Annotated in this window: 17 protein-coding genes; 7 read left to right on the forward strand and 10 right to left on the reverse strand. The window is 60.4% G+C overall.

The features are described 5' to 3' along the window. Window positions 1–23 precede the first annotated feature (23 nt). Window positions 24–1,349 carry a GGDEF domain-containing protein gene (locus GWR55_RS17115; RefSeq protein WP_162403336.1) on the reverse strand — a complete coding sequence of 442 codons (1,326 nt, stop codon included), beginning with the start codon at window positions 1,347–1,349 and terminating at the stop codon, window positions 24–26. A gap of 326 nt (window positions 1,350–1,675) precedes the next feature. Here GWR55_RS17115 and GWR55_RS17120 point away from each other — a divergent pair, with 326 nt between their 5' ends. After that, window positions 1,676–2,800: an SIS domain-containing protein gene (locus GWR55_RS17120; protein WP_162403337.1), complete on the forward strand. Its 1,125-nt coding sequence runs from the start codon at window positions 1,676–1,678 to the stop codon at window positions 2,798–2,800. Window positions 2,801–2,863: 63 nt separating this feature from the next. On the opposite strand, the gene GWR55_RS17125 is transcribed toward GWR55_RS17120, so the two are convergent. The 3 genes from GWR55_RS17125 to glpK are packed head-to-tail and all read right to left on the reverse strand — an operon-like array spanning window position 2,864 to window position 6,605. Continuing rightward, window positions 2,864–3,604 carry an MIP/aquaporin family protein gene (locus GWR55_RS17125; RefSeq protein ID WP_202925532.1) on the reverse strand — a complete coding sequence of 247 codons (741 nt, stop codon included), beginning with the start codon at window positions 3,602–3,604 and terminating at the stop codon, window positions 2,864–2,866. Next, window positions 3,601–5,160, reverse strand: a complete 1,560-nt coding sequence (locus GWR55_RS19505) for a glycerol-3-phosphate dehydrogenase/oxidase (RefSeq protein WP_304487091.1) — start codon at window positions 5,158–5,160, stop codon at window positions 3,601–3,603. Before GWR55_RS19505 ends, GWR55_RS17125 begins: the two co-directional genes overlap by 4 nt. After that, window positions 5,157–6,605, reverse strand: a complete 1,449-nt coding sequence (gene glpK / locus GWR55_RS17135; protein ID WP_238398790.1) for a glycerol kinase GlpK — start codon at window positions 6,603–6,605, stop codon at window positions 5,157–5,159. The genes GWR55_RS19505 and glpK overlap by 4 nt, the downstream gene beginning before the upstream one ends. 409 nt (window positions 6,606–7,014) lie before the next feature. On the opposite strand from glpK, the gene GWR55_RS17140 reads away from it, so the two are divergent. After that, complete coding sequence (locus GWR55_RS17140) at window positions 7,015–8,274, forward strand: glycoside hydrolase family 28 protein (protein WP_162403340.1); 1,260 nt, start codon at window positions 7,015–7,017, stop codon at window positions 8,272–8,274. A 6-nt stretch (window positions 8,275–8,280) separates the two neighbouring features. Here GWR55_RS17140 and GWR55_RS17145 read toward each other — a convergent pair whose 3' ends face one another. From GWR55_RS17145 to trxB, 3 genes are all read right to left on the reverse strand, one after another. Further along, a complete protein-coding gene (locus tag GWR55_RS17145) occupies window positions 8,281–8,592 on the reverse strand; it encodes a DUF167 domain-containing protein (protein WP_162403341.1) in 312 nt (103 codons plus the stop codon). 164 nt (window positions 8,593–8,756) lie between these two features. After that, on the reverse strand, window positions 8,757–9,452 hold the full coding sequence (locus GWR55_RS17150; RefSeq protein WP_162403342.1) for a YggS family pyridoxal phosphate-dependent enzyme: 696 nt from the start codon (window positions 9,450–9,452) through the stop codon (window positions 8,757–8,759). 87 nt (window positions 9,453–9,539) lie between these two features. Further along, complete coding sequence (gene trxB / locus GWR55_RS17155) at window positions 9,540–10,493, reverse strand: thioredoxin-disulfide reductase (RefSeq protein WP_162403343.1); 954 nt, start codon at window positions 10,491–10,493, stop codon at window positions 9,540–9,542. Window positions 10,494–10,568: 75 nt separating this feature from the next. Here trxB and GWR55_RS17160 point away from each other — a divergent pair, with 75 nt between their 5' ends. Further along, the gene (locus GWR55_RS17160) at window positions 10,569–10,769 is read left to right on the forward strand and encodes an allantoinase (RefSeq protein ID WP_162403344.1); all 201 of its coding nucleotides are present in this window, start codon (window positions 10,569–10,571) and stop codon (window positions 10,767–10,769) included. A 236-nt stretch (window positions 10,770–11,005) separates the two neighbouring features. Here GWR55_RS17160 and GWR55_RS17165 read toward each other — a convergent pair whose 3' ends face one another. Further along, complete coding sequence (locus GWR55_RS17165; RefSeq protein ID WP_162403345.1) at window positions 11,006–12,424, reverse strand: sodium:solute symporter; 1,419 nt, start codon at window positions 12,422–12,424, stop codon at window positions 11,006–11,008. Window positions 12,425–12,761: 337 nt separating this feature from the next. Next, window positions 12,762–13,862, reverse strand: a complete 1,101-nt coding sequence (locus GWR55_RS17170) for a YihY/virulence factor BrkB family protein (RefSeq protein WP_162403346.1) — start codon at window positions 13,860–13,862, stop codon at window positions 12,762–12,764. Window positions 13,863–14,315: 453 nt separating this feature from the next. Here GWR55_RS17170 and GWR55_RS17175 point away from each other — a divergent pair, with 453 nt between their 5' ends. Both GWR55_RS17175 and GWR55_RS17180 read left to right on the forward strand, forming a co-directional pair. Beyond that, the gene (locus GWR55_RS17175; protein ID WP_238398493.1) at window positions 14,316–15,176 is read left to right on the forward strand and encodes an MBL fold metallo-hydrolase; all 861 of its coding nucleotides are present in this window, start codon (window positions 14,316–14,318) and stop codon (window positions 15,174–15,176) included. A gap of 197 nt (window positions 15,177–15,373) precedes the next feature. Then, entirely contained in the window at window positions 15,374–16,246 is an 873-nt protein-coding gene (locus GWR55_RS17180; RefSeq protein WP_162403348.1) for an aldo/keto reductase, read from the forward strand. 39 nt (window positions 16,247–16,285) lie between these two features. Here the strand turns inward: GWR55_RS17180 and ligA are convergent, their stop codons facing one another. Beyond that, window positions 16,286–18,391 carry an NAD-dependent DNA ligase LigA gene (gene ligA / locus GWR55_RS17185; protein ID WP_162403349.1) on the reverse strand — a complete coding sequence of 702 codons (2,106 nt, stop codon included), beginning with the start codon at window positions 18,389–18,391 and terminating at the stop codon, window positions 16,286–16,288. A 254-nt stretch (window positions 18,392–18,645) separates the two neighbouring features. On the opposite strand from ligA, the gene GWR55_RS17190 reads away from it, so the two are divergent. Then, entirely contained in the window at window positions 18,646–18,972 is a 327-nt protein-coding gene (locus GWR55_RS17190; protein ID WP_162403350.1) for a PadR family transcriptional regulator, read from the forward strand. Window positions 18,973–19,004: 32 nt separating this feature from the next. Continuing rightward, complete coding sequence (locus tag GWR55_RS17195) at window positions 19,005–21,692, forward strand: ABC transporter permease (RefSeq protein WP_162403351.1); 2,688 nt, start codon at window positions 19,005–19,007, stop codon at window positions 21,690–21,692. Window positions 21,693–21,769: the final 77 nt, after the last annotated feature.

Here is a 21,769-nt window from a genome sequence, read left to right on the forward strand (position 1 = left end):
TTCGTCCGCGCCGCTGTTTCCGTTCAAAAGCCGGACCGAGTCTTCGGGGAATGCAGCTCGGTGACGTCGATCTTCATCGCAGGACCCGTGGGGCTGCTCTCATCGAAGACATGCACCCCGTTGCGGCCGTTGTTTTTAACCACGTACATCGCCGCATCGGCATTCCTAAAAAGCTGCTTCTCGTCCTCTGCATAATCCGGAAACGTGCAGACTCCAACGCTGGCGGTAATCCGTATCTCCCGGTCTCCAAGGTCGATCGGTTCTGATGCCGCCTTCACAATCTGTGCGCCGCATCGTTTTACATCTTCCATGCTCTTGAAGTCGGGCATCACCACGACAAACTCATCTCCGCCCATGCGGGCAACCGTGTCGGTCTCACGGATCGAGGACAGCAGCCGCTGCCCGGCCGCAACCAGAAGGCTGTCTCCTGCCGAATGCCCAAGAGAATCGTTGATGCTCTTAAAGTGATCGATGTCCACCACAAGCAGGGCTACCTTGTGTTTGTACCGCCGCGCCCGAATAACGGCCTGGTGCAGACGATCCTGCAGCAGTGCGCGATTCGCCAGCCCCGTCAGCTGATCGTAGTGGGCCAGCCGCTGAATATGTTCTGCCATATGCCTGCTGGCTGTGACATCCCTGCTCGTGATCGCCAGCCCGTCCCCCAACTTGACCACCTGCAGACTCAGCCAGGTCTCCTTGATGCGTTCATCATCGATGTAGACCTCGCAGGTAAGAGGCTGTCCTGTGTTAACTACCTCCTGGTACTTTTCAATCAGCCCCGATGTGGTCATGTAGGGGCGGAACCAGGTCAGGGGTTTCCCAATCAGTTCGTCACGCCGTACTCCCAGCCTTCTCTCTGCATTCGGGTTGATGTAGCTGAAGCGAAAATCGACGATCCGGCCGGTCTCATCTGCAATCCCGTCAAAGATGTAAAAATCATCCAGGCTGCACTCCATGGCAGCCAGAAAACGAGCCTGTTCCTTCTCCGCCAGTCCTCGATTCTCTCGGACGATGTGCATCGAGGGAAGGACTGCCGAGGCCGTCGCGGCGACCACCAGAGCGTTCAACACCTGGATCCATGGAAGATTAGTCTCATGTATCTCAAAAAGCCTGGCCAGCACCATTCCTGCCAACAACTCCACTACGCAGAAGAGCGCAAAGAGTAGTAAAAACCTTGCCAGCTTCCATCTGCGAGTGGTCTGCTCGCCAGCCTTCCTCGGCCTGTCTTTCAGCCAGTCCGGCCAGAGCACCTTCCTGCACGCAGACCATGCTCGGCGGCCAGTCCTGGATGGCTCGCTCTTATGAATCCATGGTCCTCGCTCGTCAGGCCCTGCTTCGATGCTCCGCATTCTTTTCCTTGTCGCCGGCAGAGTGCTTTGAGTGGAAACAGCATCATGGAATATCGGCCAGGAAGCTGCTCAACGTGAATAAATGGCGAAACAATTTGTAAATGGCTTTTACTCCACAGGATCAACTCACGCAATACTTTTTGCATATCCCCCTTTTGTGTGTTGCCTGTTGCCGTGATTGGCCCGGGTTTCTGCAATTTGTGCGGACTGTCGGGCGATCCCTCATACTATGGGGGAGAGAGGCTGCTCAAGCGGTGCTCCAGCTTCCATATCCTGTCTTTCTATCCGCCGCACGCTAAACTGGTATAGAGGTATATACAACTCAAATGGATACCACCCGCCCCTTCCCCCATGCCATGCTGCGCGAGATCTTCGAGCAGCCTCAAGCGATCGCCGAAACCCTCGCCGCCTATGCCAAGAGTGAGAGTCTTCGTGAAGAGGTCTTTGCTCCGGCCCGCCAGGCGCTCGCCGGCCGCGACAGCATTCTCATTGCGGCATCGGGATCCAGCCGCCACGCCGGTTTGTCCGGCGAAATTCTCTTTGAAGACCTGGCCGGCATTGCCGTCGACGTCGAGTACGCCAGCGAGTATATCTATCGCTCCACCCAGACCCTTCACAATCCCTGCTTCGTCGTCATCTCGCAGTCGGGCGAAACCGCCGATACCTCCGAGGCTCTTCGCGAAGCCATCGCCCGCGGCTGCTCGACCATCGCCATCACCAACAAGCCTGAATCTTCAATGGCAAGACTCGCGGGCTGCTCGCTGCCTACATTTGCCGGAGTCGAGAAGGCCGTTCCCGCCACCAAGAGCTTCACGACACAGCTGGCCGTTCTCTCCTTGCTCGCGCTCTACACCGCGCGTGTGCGCGGCTGCATGACCCGTGCCGTCGTCGAATCGCACCTGGAGCAGCTGTTCCGTGTTCCTTCTGCCCTCGAAGGCGTCCTTCCGCGCTGGGAGCAGGAGATGGCCCGGATCGCCACGGTACTCAAGGAGGCCGAGACCTTCCTCTTCCTCGGACGCGGAATCCACTATCCCATCGCCCGCGAAGGCGCTCTCAAGCTGAAAGAGTCCGCCTACATTCAGGCGGAAGGCTATCCGACCGGCGAGCTCAAGCACGGCCCCAACGCGCTGGTGAATCGCAGGAATCCGCTGGTCGTGCTCGGCACCTGCGATCCCTCTGCCCCGGACTCCGTCCTTCGCTACGAAAAGACCGTCAATCTCGTCCGCGACATGCACAAGCAGGGCGCCCAGATCCTGTCCATCGTCACTGAAGGAGATACTCGCATCACCGAACTCAGTGATCACGTCATCACAGTCCCCGCGACCGCGGAGTACATCTCGCCCCTCTTCGAGGTAGTGCCGCTGCAACTCCTCGCCTACTTCATGGCCATCGGCCGCGGGATCGACGTGGATAATCCACGCAACCTCGTCAAGGCCGTCGTCCAGGAATAATGAAAGCGCACTTCTAAAACAACTCTGCGGAGAGCGATCTCACGGTCTGCCGCAGAGTCATTTCTAAAACATCTTCAATCCTCGAATCACAGCGACGGCAAGCATGGCGCCCAGCACCGGACCGATCACCGGGATCCATGCATATCGCCACCCCGAGCTACCTTTACCCGCAACGGGCAACAGGGCATGTGCCAGCCGCGGCCCCAGGTCGCGTGCCGGATTGATGGCATAGCCTGTCGTTCCGCCCAGCGAAAGCCCGATCCCCCAGACCAGCGAACCTACCAGCACAGGTCCGAGTCCGGGGGCCACACCCGCCGGAGCAATCCGCTTCGAAAATAAAGCCGTCGCGATCAGCACCAGCACAAAGGTCCCGATAATCTCGCTCAGCAGGTTCCAGCCCGCAGCATCCACCGCAGGTGCCGTCGCAAAGCAGGCAAACTTCGCATCGGCGTCTTCGGTCAGCTTCCAGTGCGGCTTGTAGTGCAGCCACACCACTACCGCCCCGCACAAAGCCCCAAGGATCTGTGCCGGAATGTACGTGAACAGGCGCTCTGCATGGCCGGTCATCATCACCGAGGCCACCGTGAACGCGGGGTTCAGATGCCCGTCGGCATCTCCCAGCGCTGCGCTCACGGCGACACCGGCAAAGACCGCAATCGCCCAGCCGGCCGTAATCGAAATCCATCCCGCATTCTGCGCCTTTGAGCGGTTCAGAAGCGCGCCCGCAACGACACCATTGCCCAGCACAATCAAAACAAAGGTCCCGACAAATTCACCAATGACCGCCGACCAGCCACCCATCATGCTTCCTCGTAGATGTAACCGTGCGCGACCACGCTGAAGGCCTCCAGATCACGCAGCTTCCATGTCTCGCTTCGTCCCAGCTCCCGCGCCAGCACATCCGCAACCGCGGAGGCGGCTTCCAGTGCCGCTTTCGCATTCAGAAACAGAGCCCGTGTACGCCGCGCCAGCACATCTTCCACGGTACGCGCCATCTCGTGCCGCACAGCCCACACGACTTCACGCATCTTGTAAGGCAGCTGCGGGTGCAACGGAGCATCCAGAGCCGGGTCACTCGCGGAAAGCTCCTGGAGCTGCGCAAGGTCCGATCCATATACCCGCTCCGACTCGTTGGCCGCCACATCGCGAGTCCATCCATGCAGCCTCAGCGAAGCCGTCCTCGACGGCTCCCGGCGAAGTCCGCCGACCTCGGCCGCGCGATTGATCGTGTCCTCGCCCATCCGCCGATAGGTGGTCCACTTGCCTCCCGTCACCGTCACCAGACCCGAAGGCCGCACCAGGATCGTATGATCGCGCGACAGCTTTGACGTTGCCCCGCCGCCTTTCCGGACCAGCGGACGCAGCCCCGACCACACGCTCAGAATCTCCTCCGCTTGCGGTCGCCGGCCCATGTATTTGCCGATATGCTCCATCAGAAAACTGCGCTCCGAAGCCATCGCCCGCGGCTCCGTCGAGGATCGTTCCACAGCCTCATCCGTCGTACCAACAACGGTTGCGCCGTGCCACGGAATCGCAAACAGAACCCTTCCGTCCGAGGTCTTCGGAATCATCATCGCGTGCTCGCTTGCAAGAAACGACGGCGGAAGCACGAAGTGCGTTCCCTGGCTCACCGAAAGCAGGGTCTCGCGGTCGTCATCCATCGCCAGCACCTGTTCGGTAAAGACGCCGGTCGCATTGATCACAACCTTCGCCTGCAGATCGAATCCGGCATCGCTCTCCACGTCACGCGCCCGGACACCCACCAGCTTCCCATTGCGCTCGATCAGCCCCGTCGCCTCAACATAATTGATGGCGATTCCACCCAGCTCTTCCAGCGTCCGCATCAGCGAGACCGCATATCTCGCGTCGTCGAATTGGCCATCGTGATAGAGTACGCCGCCCCGCAGACCCTCCCTGCGCACGCCCGGCAGCAGCGCCAGCGTCTCCTTCTGCGAAAGCATGCGCGACGGCCCCAGCGACAGCTTGCCCGACAGCAGCTCATATACCTTCAGGCCAAGCCCATAGTAGGGAAGGTCCAGCAGCCCGAAGATCGGAACCACGAACGAAAGATCGTGCACCAGGTGAGGAGCATTGGCCAGCATCAGGCCGCGCTCCCGCAGAGCGTCCATTACCAGCGTGATGTTCATCTGCTCCAGGTACCGCACGCCTCCATGCACCAGCTTCGTGCTTCGGCTTGAGGTCCCTTTCGCAAAATCCGCCCGTTCAATCAGTACTGTCTTATAACCTCGGGATGCAGCTTCAACCGCGGCTCCCAGTCCGGTCGCGCCTCCGCCAATTACCAGCACGTCCCAGACCGCCGCTTCGCCCAGGCGACGAAGAATCTCAGCCCGTTCGCTCAACCTGCGCCCTCCTCTTCGCGTGCCCAGTCGCGTGCGCGTTCCAGGGCCCGCCTCCACATCGCCCGCACCCTCCTACGCTCTGCGGCCTCCGCCACCGGACGGAAGACCCGATCGACCTCCCACTGGCTGGCGATGGCATCCTTGTTCGGCCAGTATCCCACCGCCAGGCCCGCAAGGTACGCCGCGCCCAGCACCGTGGCCTCCGCATTCTTCGGGCGAACCACCTCAATCCCCAGAACATCGGCCTGAATCTGCATCAGCAGGTTATTCGCCGCCGCTCCTCCATCCACACGTAGCTGCGCGAGCGGAAGTCCCGAGTCGGCCTGCATCGCCTCCAGGACATCGGTCGCCTGCAGGGCAATTCCTTCGAGCGCCGCCCTTGCGATGTGCGCCCGCGAGCTTCCTCGCGTCAGACCCAGAATCGTGCCCCGCGCATGCTGGTCCCAGTGCGGAGCACCCAGCCCCGCAAACGCCGGCACCACTACCACCCCGTTCGAGCTGCTCACTGAGGCCGCCAGTGTCTCTACCTCTGCAGAGTTGCGGATCATCTGCAGATCGTCCCGCAGCCACTGGACGACGGCGCCCGCCATCATCATGCTGCCTTCAAACGCATACTCCACCTCGTTGCCGATCTTCCAGGCAACCGTCGTCAGCAGCCTGTGCTGCGAGGCCTTTGGCTCGCTCCCGATATTCAGCAACATAAAGGCGCCCGTCCCATACGTGCACTTCGCCATTCCCGGCTTGGTGCACATCTGGCCGAACAGGGCCGCCTGCTGGTCGCCCGCGATTCCAGCAATGGGAACTCCCTCGATCAGGCCCGTCGTCACGCCGCACTCCCCGCTTGAGGCCACAACCTCCGGCAGCATCGAGCGCGGCACCCCCAGCAGACGAAGAAGCTCCTCGTCCCAGTCCATCGTATGGATGTTGAAGAGCATGGTGCGTGACGCGTTCGTCACATCGGTCACATGGCGTGCGCCCTGGGTCAGCTTCCAGATCAGCCAGCTATCCACTGTACCGAAGGCCAGCTTACCTGCCTCTGCGCGCTCCCGCACTCCCTGAACGTTCTCGAGGATCCATCGCACCTTGCTGCCCGAAAAATAAGCGTCGGGAATAAGCCCCGTCTTCGCCTGGATTGCCTCGCCGTCGCTGCGCCGTAGTGCTTCGCAATAGTCGGAGGTCCTCCGGTCCTGCCACACAATCGCATTATGGACCGGCTCACCCGTCTCGCGGTCCCACACGATTGTGGTCTCACGCTGATTCGTGATTCCGATCGCCGCAATGTCGCGCTCCGTCAGGTCTGCCTTGGCCAGCGCCACCGTCGCCACTCCGCTCTGCGACGACCATATCTCTGTCGGCGAGTGTTCGACCCAGCCCGGCTGGGGAAAGATCTGCCGAAAAGGCGTCTGCGCAATTGCCCTTACCGTGCCTGCCTCATCCACAATCATCGCCCGCGAACTCGTCGTCCCTTGGTCCAGGGCAAGAATGAATCTCCGTGCTGCCAAGCCACCTCCTCGCTTCGCCGTATGCTTTCGGGCAACAGCGAAGCCACGAGCCACTGTATAAGATTTAGCGCTAACTTTGGTCAAAAACCGCAGGTGGCGCCGTCAAATTCACCTCATCTCGTGCCCGATCTGAGAAATATCCCAAAAGTGTCCTTTCGACCGAAGCCTCTCACAGTTTTACCGTGAGAGGCGCAGGGGAGAAATCTGTTTCTCTACCGAAGCCCATGGCAACCCCGGGGAAAAAGCGGGCTTCTCCGCTCCGCACTGCGGCTCCTTTTTGTAAACAACCCAGCGTGGTAGGACCACTTTCAGGTATGATTCCCCTGACTCCGAAGCATCAGGAAGAGGAAGCATGAACCAGCGAAGCATCACGTTGATCGCACTGCTCGTCGCAGCATCCATGCCGGCGGCGGCCAAAGTCTGTAAGGTACAGGCCTATGGCGCAAAGCCGGATGGAACGACCAAAAACACCAAAGCCATTCAGGCCGCCATCGACGACTGCGCGAAGAGCGGAGGCGGTATCGTGAAGCTGAGCGGAGGAGTCTTCCTCTCCGGCCCCATCGTCCTCAAGAGCAACACCACGCTCGACCTCGACAAGGACACGACGCTGCTTGGCTCGCCCGACCACACCGACTATCCGGCCAAAACCGAGTTCCGCGCACCGGGAACCCAATCCCTGGTCAGTGCGACCAACGCCCAGAACATCGCCATCACCGGCTCCGGCACCATCGACGGCAACGGTGAAAGCTGGTGGGTCGAAGCACGCGCCACCCACAACGCGGGAGTCGTAGGTGCGGTGAAGTTCCGTCCCCGCCTCGTGGTCTTCGACCACTGCAAGCATGTCCGCATCGAAGGCGTCACCATCCAGAACTCGCCCAGCTGGCAGGTCGTGCCGTACTACACCGACGATACCGTCATCCGGAACGTCCGCATCCTCGCTCCGCAGCACTCACCCAACACCGACGCCATCGATCCCTTCAGCTCGTCGAACATGATCATCGACCACGTCTACGCCGATGTCGGCGACGACAACATCGCTATTAAGAGCGGAATCATCAACTCGCCCGGCCCCGATGAGCCCAGTAAAAACATCACCATTACGGACTGCGAGTTCATGCACGGCCACGGACTCTCGATCGGATCAGAGATCGCCGGTGGAGCGAACAACATCCACGCCGAGCGCATTCACTTCAAGGGAACCGATCAGGGAATCCGCATCAAGGCCAACCGGGACCGCGGCAACCAGGTCTACAACATCTCCTTCAAGGACATCACCATGGAGGACGTCAAGACCTCCATCCTGATCAGTGAGTACTACCCCAAGGTCCTGCCCGAAGGCGAAGTCGCCCCCGCCCCCATAACCCGCCTCACGCCGTTCTTCCATGACATCACCATTGAGAACATCAGCTCGGTCAAAAGCGGTACTGCGGGAGTCATCGTCGGCCTGCCTGAGGCGCCGGTCAAAAACGTTGTGCTGAAGAACATCAACATCACTGCAGAGAAGGGAATGACGATCGCCTACGCCAACGTCACCGGCTCCAACGTGCACGTAATAGCTGCGAGCGGTCAGGCCATGACCGTAGCTCCCTCGGCAAAGGTCGATATTAAATAGCACTCATCAACACGCAACATCCGGTGAGAGCGCGGCCCCAACCTCGGCCGCGCTCTTTCCCGTTATGCGAAGAGTCTTACTTCTGCTGCTCGCACCACCGACCAGCGCAACGCGCGAACGCGGCAGTTGCAGTCTCTCTGCCACAAACGCGATCAAAGCCTCATTCGCCCTTCCATCCACCGGAGGAGCCTTCAGGGCAACCTTGACCGCGCCCCCATGCAGCCCCGTCACTGCATCGCTCTTCGCGCCAGGATGCACACGCACACTCAGGGTGCATCCATCGGGAACATCTCTCGCGAACTCCACCGCGTTACTCATTCATCACCTATAAAGTAATGTCATTGAGCGGACCGGCACCCAACCCTCCTCCAGAGGTGTCATCCAGGGCAGAGCGCATACCAACCCTTGCCAGAGGTGTCATCCTGAGCGAAGGCGCAGCCGAAGTCGAAGGATCTGCGGTCTGCTTGTACCTGCAACGCTCCTCACGTCGCCGAATAAATCCGCCTGCCAAAGATCGCCGTACCCACACGAACGCACGTGCTGCCCTCTTCAATCGCCACCGCAAAATCATTCGACATCCCCATCGAAAGCTGCGTCACCTTCGGATGCGTCCTGACCGCTTCGTCCCGCAGCCGCCGCAGCTCACGAAAGTAAGGCCGCGCGGTTTCGGCGTCCTCGGACCAGGGCGGAACCGTCATCAATCCCACAGCCTCGACAGCCTCGAACCCACGCATCGCCTCCAGCAGCGCAGGCAACTCCTCCGGCGCAACGCCATGCTTGGATTCCTCGTGCGAGAGCTTCACCTCGATCAGCACCGGGAGCCGCTTGTTCAATTCCTGCGCAGCCTTCTCCAGCCTCTCGGCAATCCGCAGAGAATCGACCGCATCCACAGCATCAAACAACCCCGCTGCCTTGTTCGTCTTGTTCGACTGCAACGGGCCGATCAGGTGGAACTTCGCATCCTCCAATCCTTCCAGCCGCGGACGCTTGCCCTCGAACTCCTGCACCTTGTTCTCACCAAACAGCCGCTGCCCAGCCGCATAGGCCTCCAGAATCACCTCCGCCGGGTGCACCTTGCTGACCGCCATCAGCGCAATCTCGTCAGGATTCCGGTTTGCCCGACGTGCCGCACCGGCGATCTCTTCCTTCAGTCTCGCGATATTGTCTGCAATGCTCATCTCACTGCATCTTACCCGTACAAAGGGACACAACGAAAAAAGGCCAGCCCCGAGAGAACTGGCCTTCCACACGTGCGACCGGCGGGATTACCGTCCGTGCTCTTCCAGGTACTTTTCCACCTCGAGCGCAGCCATGCAGCCCGATCCCGCAGCCGTAATCGCCTGCCGGTAACGCCGGTCCTGGATATCTCCGCAGGCAAACACTCCCGGGATGATCGCGCCGTTCTTCGTCGTAAACACGTTGTTCTTCGTCAAAATGTAGCCGTCTTCATCAAGGTCCATCATCCCGGCAAAAGCCTTCGCGTTCGGTTCATGCCCGATCCCCAGGAACATCGCTGAAACAGGAAGCACAGAGATATCCCCGGTCTTCGTGTTCTTCAGCCGCAGACCCTTCACGTCCTTCTCTTCCACACCCAGCACCTCTTCCACGACCGTACTGGGAATGAACTCGATCTGGGGATGCGCCATCGCGCGCTCCAGCATGATCTTCGAGGCGCGGAAGTTCTCGCTGCGATTGATCAGCGAGACCTTCGTGGCAAAGCGCGTCAGAAACAGCGCCTCTTCCATCGCGGAGTCACCGCCGCCGATCACGGCAATCTCCTTGCCCGAGAAGAAGAACCCGTCACAGGTCGCGCACGAGCTTACGCCATGACCGATCAGCGCCTGTTCGCTCGGAAGGTTCAGCCACCGTGCGCTTGCGCCCGAGGCAATAATCAGGGTCCGTGCGTGGATGACCTCCTTGCCGAGGTTCAGCACAAACGGCCGTCTGGTCAGGTCGATCGAGCTCAGATGCCCCAGCTGCAGCTCAGCGCCAAACCGCATGGCCTGCTTCTTCATGTTCTCGATCAGCTCCGGGCCCTGGATACCCTCGGGCCAGCCGGGGAAGTTCTCCACCAGCGTCGTGATCGAAAGCTGGCCGCCGGGCTCATGGCCCTCCAGAACCAGCGGCTTCAGGTTCGCCCGTGCCGTGTAGATAGCAGCAGTCAGGCCCGAGCACCCCGAGCCAAGGATGACAGTATCGCGCGTCGTGTTTTCACTCATAGACTTCCTTAGTGTAAATGCGCGGCCGGCCAAAAGGATGCAACCTCGCCCGCCGGCTCCATCTAGAATGCAGAGATGGCAAATCTAACCCTAGTTTATGGAATGAGACTCTTACCCGCCGACGAGATCGAACGCGTGGGCGACGCCCCCATCGAGCTCAAAAACGGCAATCAGGCACAGGTCACCATGCACGTCCTTGAGGGCTCCCGCGAACAGATCGAAGCCCAGCTCCGCATGAGCCTCGACGCTTTCTTCGACTTCTACCCGGAGATCTGACGGCAGTCCACCCAGCCACCTTAACCTTCCGGGCATGGTAGCGCGAAGGAAGATGGCATTCGGATGTAGCTGCTGCAGCCTTTTGAGGGTGTCATCCTGAGCGAAGCGCGTCAGCGCGTAGTCGAAGGATCTGTGGTTCGGGATGGTGGTCGGGGCAGCAGGCCCTGATCCTATTCGACTTCGCAAAAAGCCTCTTCGACTACATTCTCCCCGGATGCCCCGAAGCCCCGCGGATCTTAGCTTTCGTCCCTGGCCGTCTTCAAACTCACCGCCACCAGGCAGATCATCGATGCCAGCAGCGCCGGAAAGATCGCATCCCGCTGTCCGATCACCGACGGTAGATACGGCGCAACCCACTCCCACCCAACCGTGACCACGGTCCCCACGGCAATGCTGGCCACTGCTGCCTGCGCTGTCGCCCGTTTCCAGAAGAACGCTGCCAGGATCACCGGCGTAAGCGCCGCCGAGTAGATCGTGTAGGCATACAGCGCCTTCTTCAGCACCGACTCCGTCCCCAGCGATTGAAAGAGCGCCCATATTCCCAGCAGCACCACCATCAGTCGGCCGACGATCAGAATCTTCTTGTTCGTGGCCTTCGGATTCACATACCGGATGTAGATATCGTTCACGAGATTCGTTGCCGGTGAAAACAGCCAGTTGTTCGCCGTCGAGATGATCTTGGCGAAGATGGCCCCCATCAGCAGCGCTCCCAGCAGCCGCAGCGCAGGCGAGCTGTCGCTGAACCCGTGCAACCCGCAGTATGCCAGGATCTCGCGCGGCGCCTTGCTCACCTCACCGCTCGGAAACAGAGCCGACCCCGTCACTGCAATCGCCACAATCACCGTCTCCAGGATCACGGTCCCGATAATCCATCCGACCACGGCCCGCCGGGCGTCTTTCTCCGACCGGGCAGAAAAGAACTTCTGGTACATCGACTGGTTTCCCAGCAGCAGAAGGCACGTGGGAAGAAACAGCTCCATGCACCGGATGAAGCTAAGGTCCCCGAAGGTCTGGAAGTGCGTCGCCGGCAACGCGGCATGAACCGCTGGCCATCCCCCAGCCTTGTGGATCAACACCGGCAGCGCAAGACACAGCGTCACGGTCGCCAGCAGCCCGATCACCAGGTCCATGTAGGCTACGGACGACATCCCCGCAATCGCCGTAAACAGGATGACGAACGCCGCCAGGATGTACCGCCCCAGAATCGGGCTGATCACCTCAGGAAAGATCAGGTGGAGAATGTCCCCGCCGCCGATGAACTGGTAGCTCGTAATCGCGGTATACGTCAGCAGAATCGCCACCACGCCCAGCACGCGCGCCGTCTGGTTGTAGCGCGTCTCCAGCAGGTCGGGGATGGTGAACTGCGCAAACTTCCGCGCTCGCGGCGCGATGAAGTAGATCAGCAAAAGTCCGGCCCACCCGCCAGCCGCCTGCCATAGGGCTGCAAAGCCATGGTTATACGCGTTTTCTGCGCCACCAAGCAGAGACCCCGACCCGATCCACGACGACAGTAGCGTAAAGATCAGCACAAAGGCAGGCAGCGATCTTCCGGCTACCAGGTAATCTGCCTTCGTCTTTACCTTCCGCAGCCGGCTCAGCGAGACCGCAAGCAGGGTCGTAACAATGATGGCGAGAACGGCTGCATAAAGATTCATGAGGTATGTTCAAAATTGTAGCCTTTTAGGCCGTATCGAGACATCGAGACGTCGAGACAGAGAGACAGACGATCAGATATCTAAGGAGGCTCTGATTGAGTCCAGCTTTGTTAAGGGCACGGCTTCAGCCGTACCGCAAGTGATTTGCCAGTTTTGTTAAGGGCACGGCTTCAGCCGTGCCGTAAGTGATTTGCTCGCAATGCGGCTTTAGCCGCTGAGGGAATGTTCGGAGACTTAAATCAGACCTCTCTAAGACGAAAGTGTCATCCTGAGCGAAGCCCGAAGGGCGAAGTCGAAGGATCTGCGGTTGTGAAGCTTCGGAACCGGATCCCCGGGCTCAATCGCGACGATCGGATGGTTCTTCCGCCGAAGGAGCGGGAATCCCTGAAGGATCGTCTGACTTATCAGTCGTGGGCGCAGTAGACGATGGCGGCACAGCAGTCTGGGGCTCAGCGGAAAACGAATCGGTAGTCGTCGAGGGCGGCTCCGGCGTCAGCTCCCGCAGACTTCGCTCGGCTGCGGCTGCTTCAATCTCGCTGTTGATCTCCGCTCCAAGCAGCAGCATAAAGCCCGTAATGTAAAACCACATCAGCAGAATGATGACTGCGCCGAGCGAGCCATAGGTAATCGAATAGAAATTGAAGTAGTGGAGATACAGGCGGAACCCAAGAGAAACCAGCACCCAGGCTACAATCCCGACAGCGCTCCCCGGCGTCAGCCAGTGCCAGCGTCGACGCTTCACCCCCGGCGCCCAGTAGTAGATCACCGCGAAGCACAACGTCAGCAATCCGGTCGCGATCGTCCAGAAGATCAGCCGGGAGCAGAACGCAAACAACATGGTCGCCAGCCGGTTGGTGAAGTTGGTATGAGCTACCGCAGCAAAAAAGTCGCCCCCCAGCAGCGAGGCCAGTGTCAGCGTGGCCAGAACCACCAGAATGACCGTAACCCCAATCGCTGCAAGCCGCGCCTTGAAGTACGATCGATCGTCGCGAACGTTGTAGATCGTATTCAGTGAGTCCTGGATCGCGGACACGCCAACTGAGGCAGACCATACCGCCGCAATCAACCCGAAGGTCAGTTTGCCCGACGTAGCGTTTGCCGTCGTTTCGTTGAAGGTCGTCAGCACCATCCCCAAGGCTGACGTCGGGACCACCAGCGCAAGGTACTCCAGCAGCTTGTAGTAGATCGAAGAGGCCGACCGCGCCGCCAGTCCCAGGATCGAGCTCGCGCTGAACAGCGTGGGAAACAGCGCAAACAGAAAGAAGAACGCCAGCTCCGCCGCCCGGCCCGGAAGATTGTCCGCCAGAAGCGATCTCCATGTCCGGCGCGCGACCACACGCAGTGGTACTCCCTGCAGGTTCCACAGCGAGCCGAGGGGCGATCGAGAGACGTACTCCCACACCCGCGGCGGAGCCGCTTCCACAGGACGGTCGTTCATGGCCGGCGAATGTGCGATAACGTGCTCCTTCCCGCAAGCGATCCTCTTCCAGATTCCAGACTCTCGGAACAATCATGGCCGGAAATCGCCCTTTCCTAAGGGCATATCGACCTATCGTCTTTGCCGTATCGACCTATTCGTCTTTTAGGAGAAAGTGTCATCCCGACCGGAGGCAGAGCCGAAGTGGAGAGATCTGCTTTCCTGACAATGCCGCGTCTGAACTCCGGGAAAAAGCGAATTCCACACCCGCAATGACAACTCTCGGACAGACAACCCATGAGGCGGAACAGCTCGATACACCACTAGGTAGATGCCGGAAGCCGCTTTTCGCGCCGCATCGTCCTGTCCGTTCCAGGCATCTACTTAAATGTGGGCACGCAACAGGGTACGATCAATCGCTTTTGGCGGAGCAGGCCATTTCCGGTAACGAAGATGGGGCAGCTCTGGAGAGTCGTGCGTGAAAGTCACGAACAGCCGATTATGGGTGAGCCCAGGCGGGCCGAGCTTGTAACCCCCGGAGAGACCGGCGTCACCTTCATCGGACACTCTTCCTTCTTCCTTCAGATCGGCGGAAAAAATCTTCTGGTCGATCCCGTCTTCGTGAACCGTCTGGTCGTTCTGCGGCGACAGCGGCGCCCCGGTCTTCGTGTGGAAGAGATGCCTCCCATTGACGCCGTTCTTATCACGCACGCCCACATGGATCACCTCAACATCACCTCGCTGCGCCGCATCGTCCGCTCCACCCGCCGCCTGCGTGGCCGTGGCCCGGAGATCGTCGTTCCTCACGGCGTCGACGACCTCGTTTCGCAGCTCGGCTTTCGTCGCGTCACCACCCTCAAGTGGTGGCAACAGGCCAAGATCGCAGGACTCCACATCACCATGACCCCCTGCCGCCACTGGGGAGCGCGCATGTTCAAGGACACGCATCGTCACTACGGCGGCTATGTCGTTCAGTCGGGCCACCAGTCCATCTATCACTCCGGAGACACGGCCTACTTCGACGGATTTGCAGAGATCGGGCGCCGGCTTGCACCCGGCATTGCACTGATGCCCATCGGGGCATACTTTCCCGACACCTACCGCTCCGTCCACACCTCGCCCGAGGAGGCTGTGCGGGGATTTCTCGAAGTTGGAGCACGCTGGATGATTCCCATGCACTTCGGAACCTTTCGCCTGGGACGTGAACCCATGGACGAGCCCCTGCAGAGGCTCCGCGCCGAGGCCGCCCGACTGCACATCGCCGACCGCGTCAAGATACTCGAAGAGGGAGAGACTCTGTGCTCCGCCCCCGCCGCGGGACCGCGGCACTCCTAAAGACCTGCCATCTGGCGGGTCAGCTGTCATCTCATTGGTTATAGAAGATCGGTCCCTTTCTTGAGAGAGTGTCATTCCGACCGTAGCGCGAAACGGAGGAATCGGCTTTTCTAGCGGAAATGCCAGCGGCGCCGCCCGGTCCGAAATCAATCATCTCTTCATAGTCCGACCTTCATGCCAGGAGCATCCAATCGAACATGGCTACGCAGACAAACGCTAACGCAAGCGCCAGTGGGATCTTTTCCATTGGCGGCGATATGCCCGTCCACCGGCTGGGATATGGTGCCATGCGCATCACCGGCAAGGGGATCTGGGGAGAGCCCAAAGACATCGAAGGCGCAAAGAAGGTCCTGCGCCACGCGGTCGAACTGGGTGTGAACTTTATTGATACAGCTGATTCCTACGGGCCCGAAGTCAGTGAGCGTCTCATCGGCGAGGCTCTGGCGCCATACCCAAAGGGGCTGGTCATCGCCACCAAGGCGGGTCTGACCAGGCAGGGACCCGACAAATGGCTGCCGGTCGCCAGACCGGAGTACCTCCAGCAGCAGGTCGAAATGAGCCTCCGCCGCCTCAAGCTGGAGCGCATCGACCTCTGGCAGCTCCACCGCATCGATCCCAAGGTCCCGGTGGAGGAGTCTCTGGGCGTTATCAAGAAACTTCAGGAAGAGGGCAAGATTCGCCACGTAGGACTCAGCGAGGTCAAGCCGCACGAGATCGACCAGGCCCGCAAGGTCATCGAGATCGTCAGCGTCCAGAATCAGTACAACATCTCCGATCGCAGGCACGAAGACGTCCTCGAATACTGCGAGAAGAACAACCTGGCCTTCATTCCCTGGTTCCCGGTCGCTGCCGGAAAGCTGACCGAATCCGGAGGCGCGCTGGACGCGGCGGCCAAGCGCCACAACGCCACCGTCTCACAGCTCTCGCTCGCCTGGCTCCTCCACCGCTCTCCGGTCATGCTTCCGATCCCCGGAACCTCCTCCGTGGAACATCTAGAGGAAAACGTCGGGGCGGCGAACGTGAAACTCAGCGATGCCGAGTGGAAAGAGATTGAAGAAGCCGCGAAGTAGCTCGCCAAAAGGGATACCCACCGTCCTGCAGTTTGGTGGTTATCCCTTCAGCAGCTCCAGAAGCCCTTCCTCATCCAGAATCTTCACCCCAAGCGACTGCGCTTTTTCAAGCTTCGAGCCCGCCTCTTCACCCGCCACAACAAAGCTCGTCTTTTTGCTCACACTGCCAGATACCTTGCCGCCAGCGGCCTCGATCCGCTCTTTAGCTTCGTCGCGGGTCAGGTTCGGCAGCGTTCCGGTCAGCACGAAGGTGAGGCCGTTGAGCGCAGTTCCTACTACTTTCTTTTCGGCAGTCATCTTGAGCCCGAGCGACTCAAGATCACTTATAAGTTGCTGATTCTTCTCGATTGCAAAAAACTCCACGATGGCCTGCGCGACCTTGGGGCCGACCTCGTTGACGGCCTCCAACTCCTCGGCTGTGGCCTTCTTCAGCGCCTCGATGGAACCGAAGTGCTGGGCCAGCAACTGGGCCGTGCGCTCTCCGACAAAACGAATTCCCAACCCCAGCAACACACGCGCGAGGCCAGCGCTGCAGGAGCGGTCGATCTGGGCCAGCAGGGCATCGGCGGTCTTTTCGCCAACACGCTCCAATCCCAGAAGCTGCTCGCGCTTCAGGCGGTAGAGGTCCGCGATGTTGTAAATAAGGGGTTTACGGGTGGTGATGGGAGCGCCCTCTTCGGTGACCTCTGCGGTCTCCCCATCGAAGGTGGGAGCCTGTCCCAGCAGCTGCGCGACCATCGCGTCGCCCAGGCCTTCGATATTCATTACGCCACGGGAGGCCCAGTGCAGAAGCTCTTCGCGAACGCGGGCCGGGCAGGAGTTATTGATGCAGCGCCAGTCCACTTCGCCTTCGACGCGTACCAACTCCGTACCGCAGACCGGGCAGGTAGATGGGAAGACGATCTCCTTGTTCCCGCGTGGATGCTGCTTGTCCTCGACGACTTCGACGATCTTGGGGATGACATCGCCGCCGCGTTCGACCTGGACGGAGTCACCGATCTTCACGCCGAGCCGGGCGATCTCGTCGGCGTTGTGCAGGGTGGCGCGGGTGACTGTGGTCCCTCCGATCAGGACCGGGACCAGAACGGCTACAGGGGTGACCTTGCCGGTGCGTCCGACCTGAAAGTGGACGTCTTCGAGCTTTGTCACTGCGGCGCGGGCGGCGAATTTGTAGGCGATGGCCCAGCGCGGAGCCTTGCCGGTAAATCCCAGGCGGCGCTGCTGCGCGGTGGAGTCCACCTTGATGACGACGCCGTCGATCTCATATCCCAGGGTCTCGCGGAGCGGCTCGGCTGCGGCGATAAATTCAATTACTCCATCGATGTTCTTTACCGTCTTCGCGTGTGGATTGACGCGAAATCCCGCAGTCCGGAGCGCCTCAAGGGTTTCGGTGTGAGTGGGGAGCAGCGTCTCACCGTCACGGAGGAGGAAGTAGGCGTAGAGATCGAGCCGGCGTTGCGCGACGATGTTCGGTTCGAGGGTGCGGATCGTGCCGGCGGCGGCGTTTCGCGGATTGGCAGCGGGAGCCATCCCCTGGGCGACGCGCTCTTCGTTCATTTTGACGAAGGCGACGTGGGGAAGCACCACCTCGCCGCGCACCTCGAAGTCCTGCGGCAGCTTGGCGGCGGCGAGTTTTTTGGCGCTTACGCTCAGCGGAACCGAGCGGATGGTCCGCACATTGGTGGTGACATCTTCTCCGGTGGTTCCATCGCCGCGCGTGAGGCCGCGCTGCAGACGGGCGGAGCCGTCCTGTGCGGCGGTGTACTGCAATGCCATCGACAGGCCATCGAGCTTCAATTCGCAGACGTATTTCACGCTCTCTGAGGAGGAGAGACCGGTGCGGACCCTGCTATCCCAGGCGCGCAGTTCCTCCGCGTTGTAGGCGTTGTCCAGCGAGAGCATGGGCCGCGAATGGGCCACCTTGGCGAAGCCCCCGCCCGGCTTGCCGCCGACGCGCTGCGTGGGGGAGTCGGGGGTGATGAGGCCGGGGTGCTCCGCCTCCAGCTTTTTGAGCTGGTTCATCAGCGCGTCGTACTGCGCGTCGCTGATCTCGGGCGCGTCAAGCATGTAATAGAGATACTCGTGGTGCCGAATCTCTTCGCGCAGCTTCTCGATCTGTTCTTCAGCCGTATGGGCGGTCGCCATAGCGAAGATTATAGAGAGCCAAGGATGTGGACAGGTGAGCTTCAGTCCAGCGGCTTGAGTTTTGGTTCGATCCACTCGAGACGTGCCTCAGTCGAGGAGGAGAGATCGAAAATCATAGCTCCCGTCGAAGCGCGTCGAGAAGCCGAAATCCTATTTGAGACTCCGAGCATCCGCTATTCTTCCCTTGACATCTAGGGTACAGCAGCGTTACGTTTTCCTCTTACCCTCGCTATCTAGGGGAAAAGAGTTTCTTTATGGCAAAAAATGATCTGCAGGGCGCGCTCGATCTCCTCATCCTCAAGACCCTCTCGCATCTCGATTCCATGCACGGTTACGGCATCGTGATGCACATTCGACGCGTCACCGATGAGCTGCTCATTGTGGAAGAGGGCTCTCTCTACCCTGCATTGCACCGGATGGAACAGAACAAATGGATACGCGCCAGCTGGGCCGTTACCGAATATGGGCGCAAGGCCAAGTGGTATACGCTCACGCGTGCGGGCCGCGAACAGCTTGCCAGCCGCGAGAAGAACTGGGAGCAGGTCGCCAAAGGCGTGGACGCGATTCTGCGCTTTGCGTGAGCGCGATTCTGGATTGTGTATGAGGTAAAACAATGGCACTCTTCCGAAGAATTCTGTCGTTGGGGAAACGCGCAGGCATGGATCGCGAGATCGATGCGGAGCTGCGCGAACACATCGCCATGTGCATCGACGACAACATGGCGCAGGGCATGAACCGCGCAGCCGCCGAGCGCGATGCCCGCAGCCGCTTCGGCAATCCCACCGTCATGCGCGAACGCGTCCTGGCCGAAGATATGGCGCTTGGACTCGAGAGCCTCTGGCACGATGTGCGGGGTGCCCTGCGCGTCTTCGTCAAGAACCCAGGCTTTGCATTCGTTGTGGTCGCCACGCTTGCGCTCGGCATTGGCGCCAACACGGCACTCTTCGAGCTTCTCGATGCGGTGTTGCTGCAGTCGCTGCCGGTGAAGAATCCGCAGGAGCTGGCGCAGGTGCGCGTCGTCGATAGGAGTAAGGCGCGTGGGGACTTTTCCAGCGGCTATCCAATCGTCACCAATCCAATCTGGGAAAACCTGCGCGAGAATCACCCGGGGTTCTCCGGAATCGCTGCGTGGAGGGACGTCGATTTCTCGCGGGATTCGGGAGGCGATGCCCGCTTCGCGAACGGCCTCTATGTAAGCGGCGACTTCTTTAGCGTGCTGGGAATCCAGCCTATCGCCGGGCGCCTCTTCACGGCTGAGGATGACCGGCCCGGCTGTGGGCTACCCGGCGCAGTCATAAGTTATGGCTTCTGGCAGCAGGAGTTCGGCGGACGCCCGGCGCTGGGCCAAAAGCTGAGACTCAACAACAAGTCCGTGGAGGTCATCGGCATTACTCCGGCGAACTTCTTCGGGGTGGCCGTTGGCAGCGACTTTGATGTAGCCGTGCCCATATGCGCGCAACCGTACCTTGAAACGACTAACCGGCTGCAATCAAGCACCAAGTGGTGGCTCTCCGTCATTGGCAGGCTTGATCCCAAATCCTCCGTTGATCAGGTGGCGGCGCATCTTAAAACCATGTCGCCCGGCATCTTCGCGTCGACCATCCGGGCGGACTATCCTCCCGAGAGCGTGAAGGACTATCTCGCAATGAAGCTTACCGCCGAACCTTCGGCGGCAGGCGTGTCCATGCTGCGCGAGACGTATTCCGATTCGCTGCGGTTTCTGCTCGGAATCGCAGGCCTGGTACTGCTCATCACTTGTGCCAACCTCGCCAGCCTCATGCTTGCCCGCACGGCCGCGCGCGAGAGAGACATGGCTGTGCGGCTCGCGATCGGCGCCGGACGTTGGCGGCTGATCCGGCTGGTGCTGGGAGAAAGCCTGCTGCTGGCGTTTGCAGGCGCCCTTGCCGGAATGGCTCTGGCTCAGGTCTTGAGTCGCGCGCTGGTGGCGTATCTGAATATCTCTCTCGACTTCAAGCTGGACTGGCGCATCTTTGCCTTCCTGTTGGGAATCTCCCTGCTTACTTGCCTGCTCTTCGGTTTGGCCGCGGCGCTCCGGGCCTCCCGTACTCCTCCGGTCACGGCCATGAAGGCGGGCGGCCACGCCATGACGGCAAGCCGGGGACGGCTGGGATTTCGCGGCGTTCTGGTCGTTTCGCAGGTCGCCCTCTCTCTCGTGCTGCTCTTCAGCGCGCTGCTGTTCACGCGGAGCCTGCGCAATCTTATGGTCGATGACCCCGGATTCCAGGCCAATGGCGTACTGATCGCCAGGCTGAACTTCACGCGTCTGCAGATCCCCGCCGATCAGCGCGCTACATTCCAGCGCCGGCTGCTCGATCGCATACGCTCCCTTCCTGGTGTGGATGCGGCAGCCAACACCAACATCGTGCCCTTGGGCGGCAGTGGGTGGGGCAACGCAGTGTGGGTCGCCGGTCAGGAATCAACCCATCGGCAGGATTCCAATTTCAGCGGCGTCAGCTCCGACTATTTCAAAACGCTGCGTATTCCGGTCATCGCGGGGCGCGACTTCACCGGCCGTGAGATGGCCCAGTCCCCGCGCGACGCCATTGTGAACGTGGCATTCGCCAAAAAGCTCGGGCTCGGCGCGAATCCGATCGGGGCGCGCTTCTGGCGTGAGGCAACTCCGTCGCGCCCCGCGGAGCTCAACGAGATTGTCGGGCTGGTAAAGGATACGAAATACCGTGGCATCCGGCGCCCTGCCGAACCCATCGCCTATCTCGCGCTCGCGCAGAACCCGGACGCTGAGAACACCATGCAGGTACTGATCCGATCCAGACTGCCGATGGACGCACAGAAGCAGGCTATTCGCCTCGCCTTGCACGACATAAGCTCAGGAATCAGCTTCGACTTCAACGGGCTTCAGGACCAGATCCAGCAATCGCTATTGCCCGAGCGGCTTCTGGCCACACTCTCCGGATTCTTCGGCGCTCTCGCGGTGATTCTTGCCATGACCGGTCTCTATGGCGTGATGTCCTACACGGTGACCGAACGGACGACCGAGATCGGCATTCGCATGGCTCTTGGTGCGCAACGCACCAACATCACCGCCATGATTCTCGGCAAAGCCATAACCCTGCTGACGGTTGGATTGATGTTAGGAGCAGGCTTGTCCCTCGCTGCGGCTAGCGCCGCCGGCGCACTCCTCTTTGGATTGAAGCCGCACGATCCGGCTACTCTCGCCGGCGCCGCCCTGCTCCTCGCAGCGGTCACCCTGGTGGCCAGTCTCGTTCCGTCCATGCGCGCCGCGAATGTGAATCCGATTGACTCTCTCCGTACCGATTAGGCGAGACCGCCAGGATGAAGGCGTGGCTTGTGTATCTCAGTCCAACAATCGCGTTACGCTCCACAATGGCCGGGGTG

The organism is Edaphobacter sp. 12200R-103, assembly GCF_010093025.1.
Classification (GTDB): Bacteria; Acidobacteriota; Terriglobia; order Terriglobales; family Acidobacteriaceae; genus Edaphobacter.

What these genes read in the sequence shown, in the direction of transcription:
- GWR55_RS17170 (WP_162403346.1), bottom strand. Translation starts at nt 13,862, where the DNA reads ATGAACGACCGTCCTGTGGAAGCGGCTCCGCCGCGGGTGTGGGAGTAC.
- GWR55_RS17115 (WP_162403336.1), bottom strand. Translation starts at nt 1,349, where the DNA reads ATGCGGAGCATCGAAGCAGGGCCTGACGAGCGAGGACCATGGATTCAT.
- GWR55_RS17180 (WP_162403348.1), top strand. Translation starts at nt 15,374, where the DNA reads ATGGCTACGCAGACAAACGCTAACGCAAGCGCCAGTGGGATCTTTTCC.
- GWR55_RS17125 (WP_202925532.1), bottom strand. Translation starts at nt 3,604, where the DNA reads ATGATGGGTGGCTGGTCGGCGGTCATTGGTGAATTTGTCGGGACCTTT.
- GWR55_RS17165 (WP_162403345.1), bottom strand. Translation starts at nt 12,424, where the DNA reads ATGAATCTTTATGCAGCCGTTCTCGCCATCATTGTTACGACCCTGCTT.
- glpK (WP_238398790.1), bottom strand. Translation starts at nt 6,605, where the DNA reads ATGATTGTGGATGAGGCAGGCACGGTAAGGGCAATTGCGCAGACGCCT.
- GWR55_RS17140 (WP_162403340.1), top strand. Translation starts at nt 7,015, where the DNA reads ATGAACCAGCGAAGCATCACGTTGATCGCACTGCTCGTCGCAGCATCC.
- GWR55_RS17195 (WP_162403351.1), top strand. Translation starts at nt 19,005, where the DNA reads ATGGCACTCTTCCGAAGAATTCTGTCGTTGGGGAAACGCGCAGGCATG.
- GWR55_RS17190 (WP_162403350.1), top strand. Translation starts at nt 18,646, where the DNA reads ATGGCAAAAAATGATCTGCAGGGCGCGCTCGATCTCCTCATCCTCAAG.
- ligA (WP_162403349.1), bottom strand. Translation starts at nt 18,391, where the DNA reads ATGGCGACCGCCCATACGGCTGAAGAACAGATCGAGAAGCTGCGCGAA.
- trxB (WP_162403343.1), bottom strand. Translation starts at nt 10,493, where the DNA reads ATGAGTGAAAACACGACGCGCGATACTGTCATCCTTGGCTCGGGGTGC.
- GWR55_RS17150 (WP_162403342.1), bottom strand. Translation starts at nt 9,452, where the DNA reads ATGAGCATTGCAGACAATATCGCGAGACTGAAGGAAGAGATCGCCGGT.
- GWR55_RS17120 (WP_162403337.1), top strand. Translation starts at nt 1,676, where the DNA reads ATGGATACCACCCGCCCCTTCCCCCATGCCATGCTGCGCGAGATCTTC.
- GWR55_RS17145 (WP_162403341.1), bottom strand. Translation starts at nt 8,592, where the DNA reads ATGAGTAACGCGGTGGAGTTCGCGAGAGATGTTCCCGATGGATGCACC.
- GWR55_RS17160 (WP_162403344.1), top strand. Translation starts at nt 10,569, where the DNA reads ATGGCAAATCTAACCCTAGTTTATGGAATGAGACTCTTACCCGCCGAC.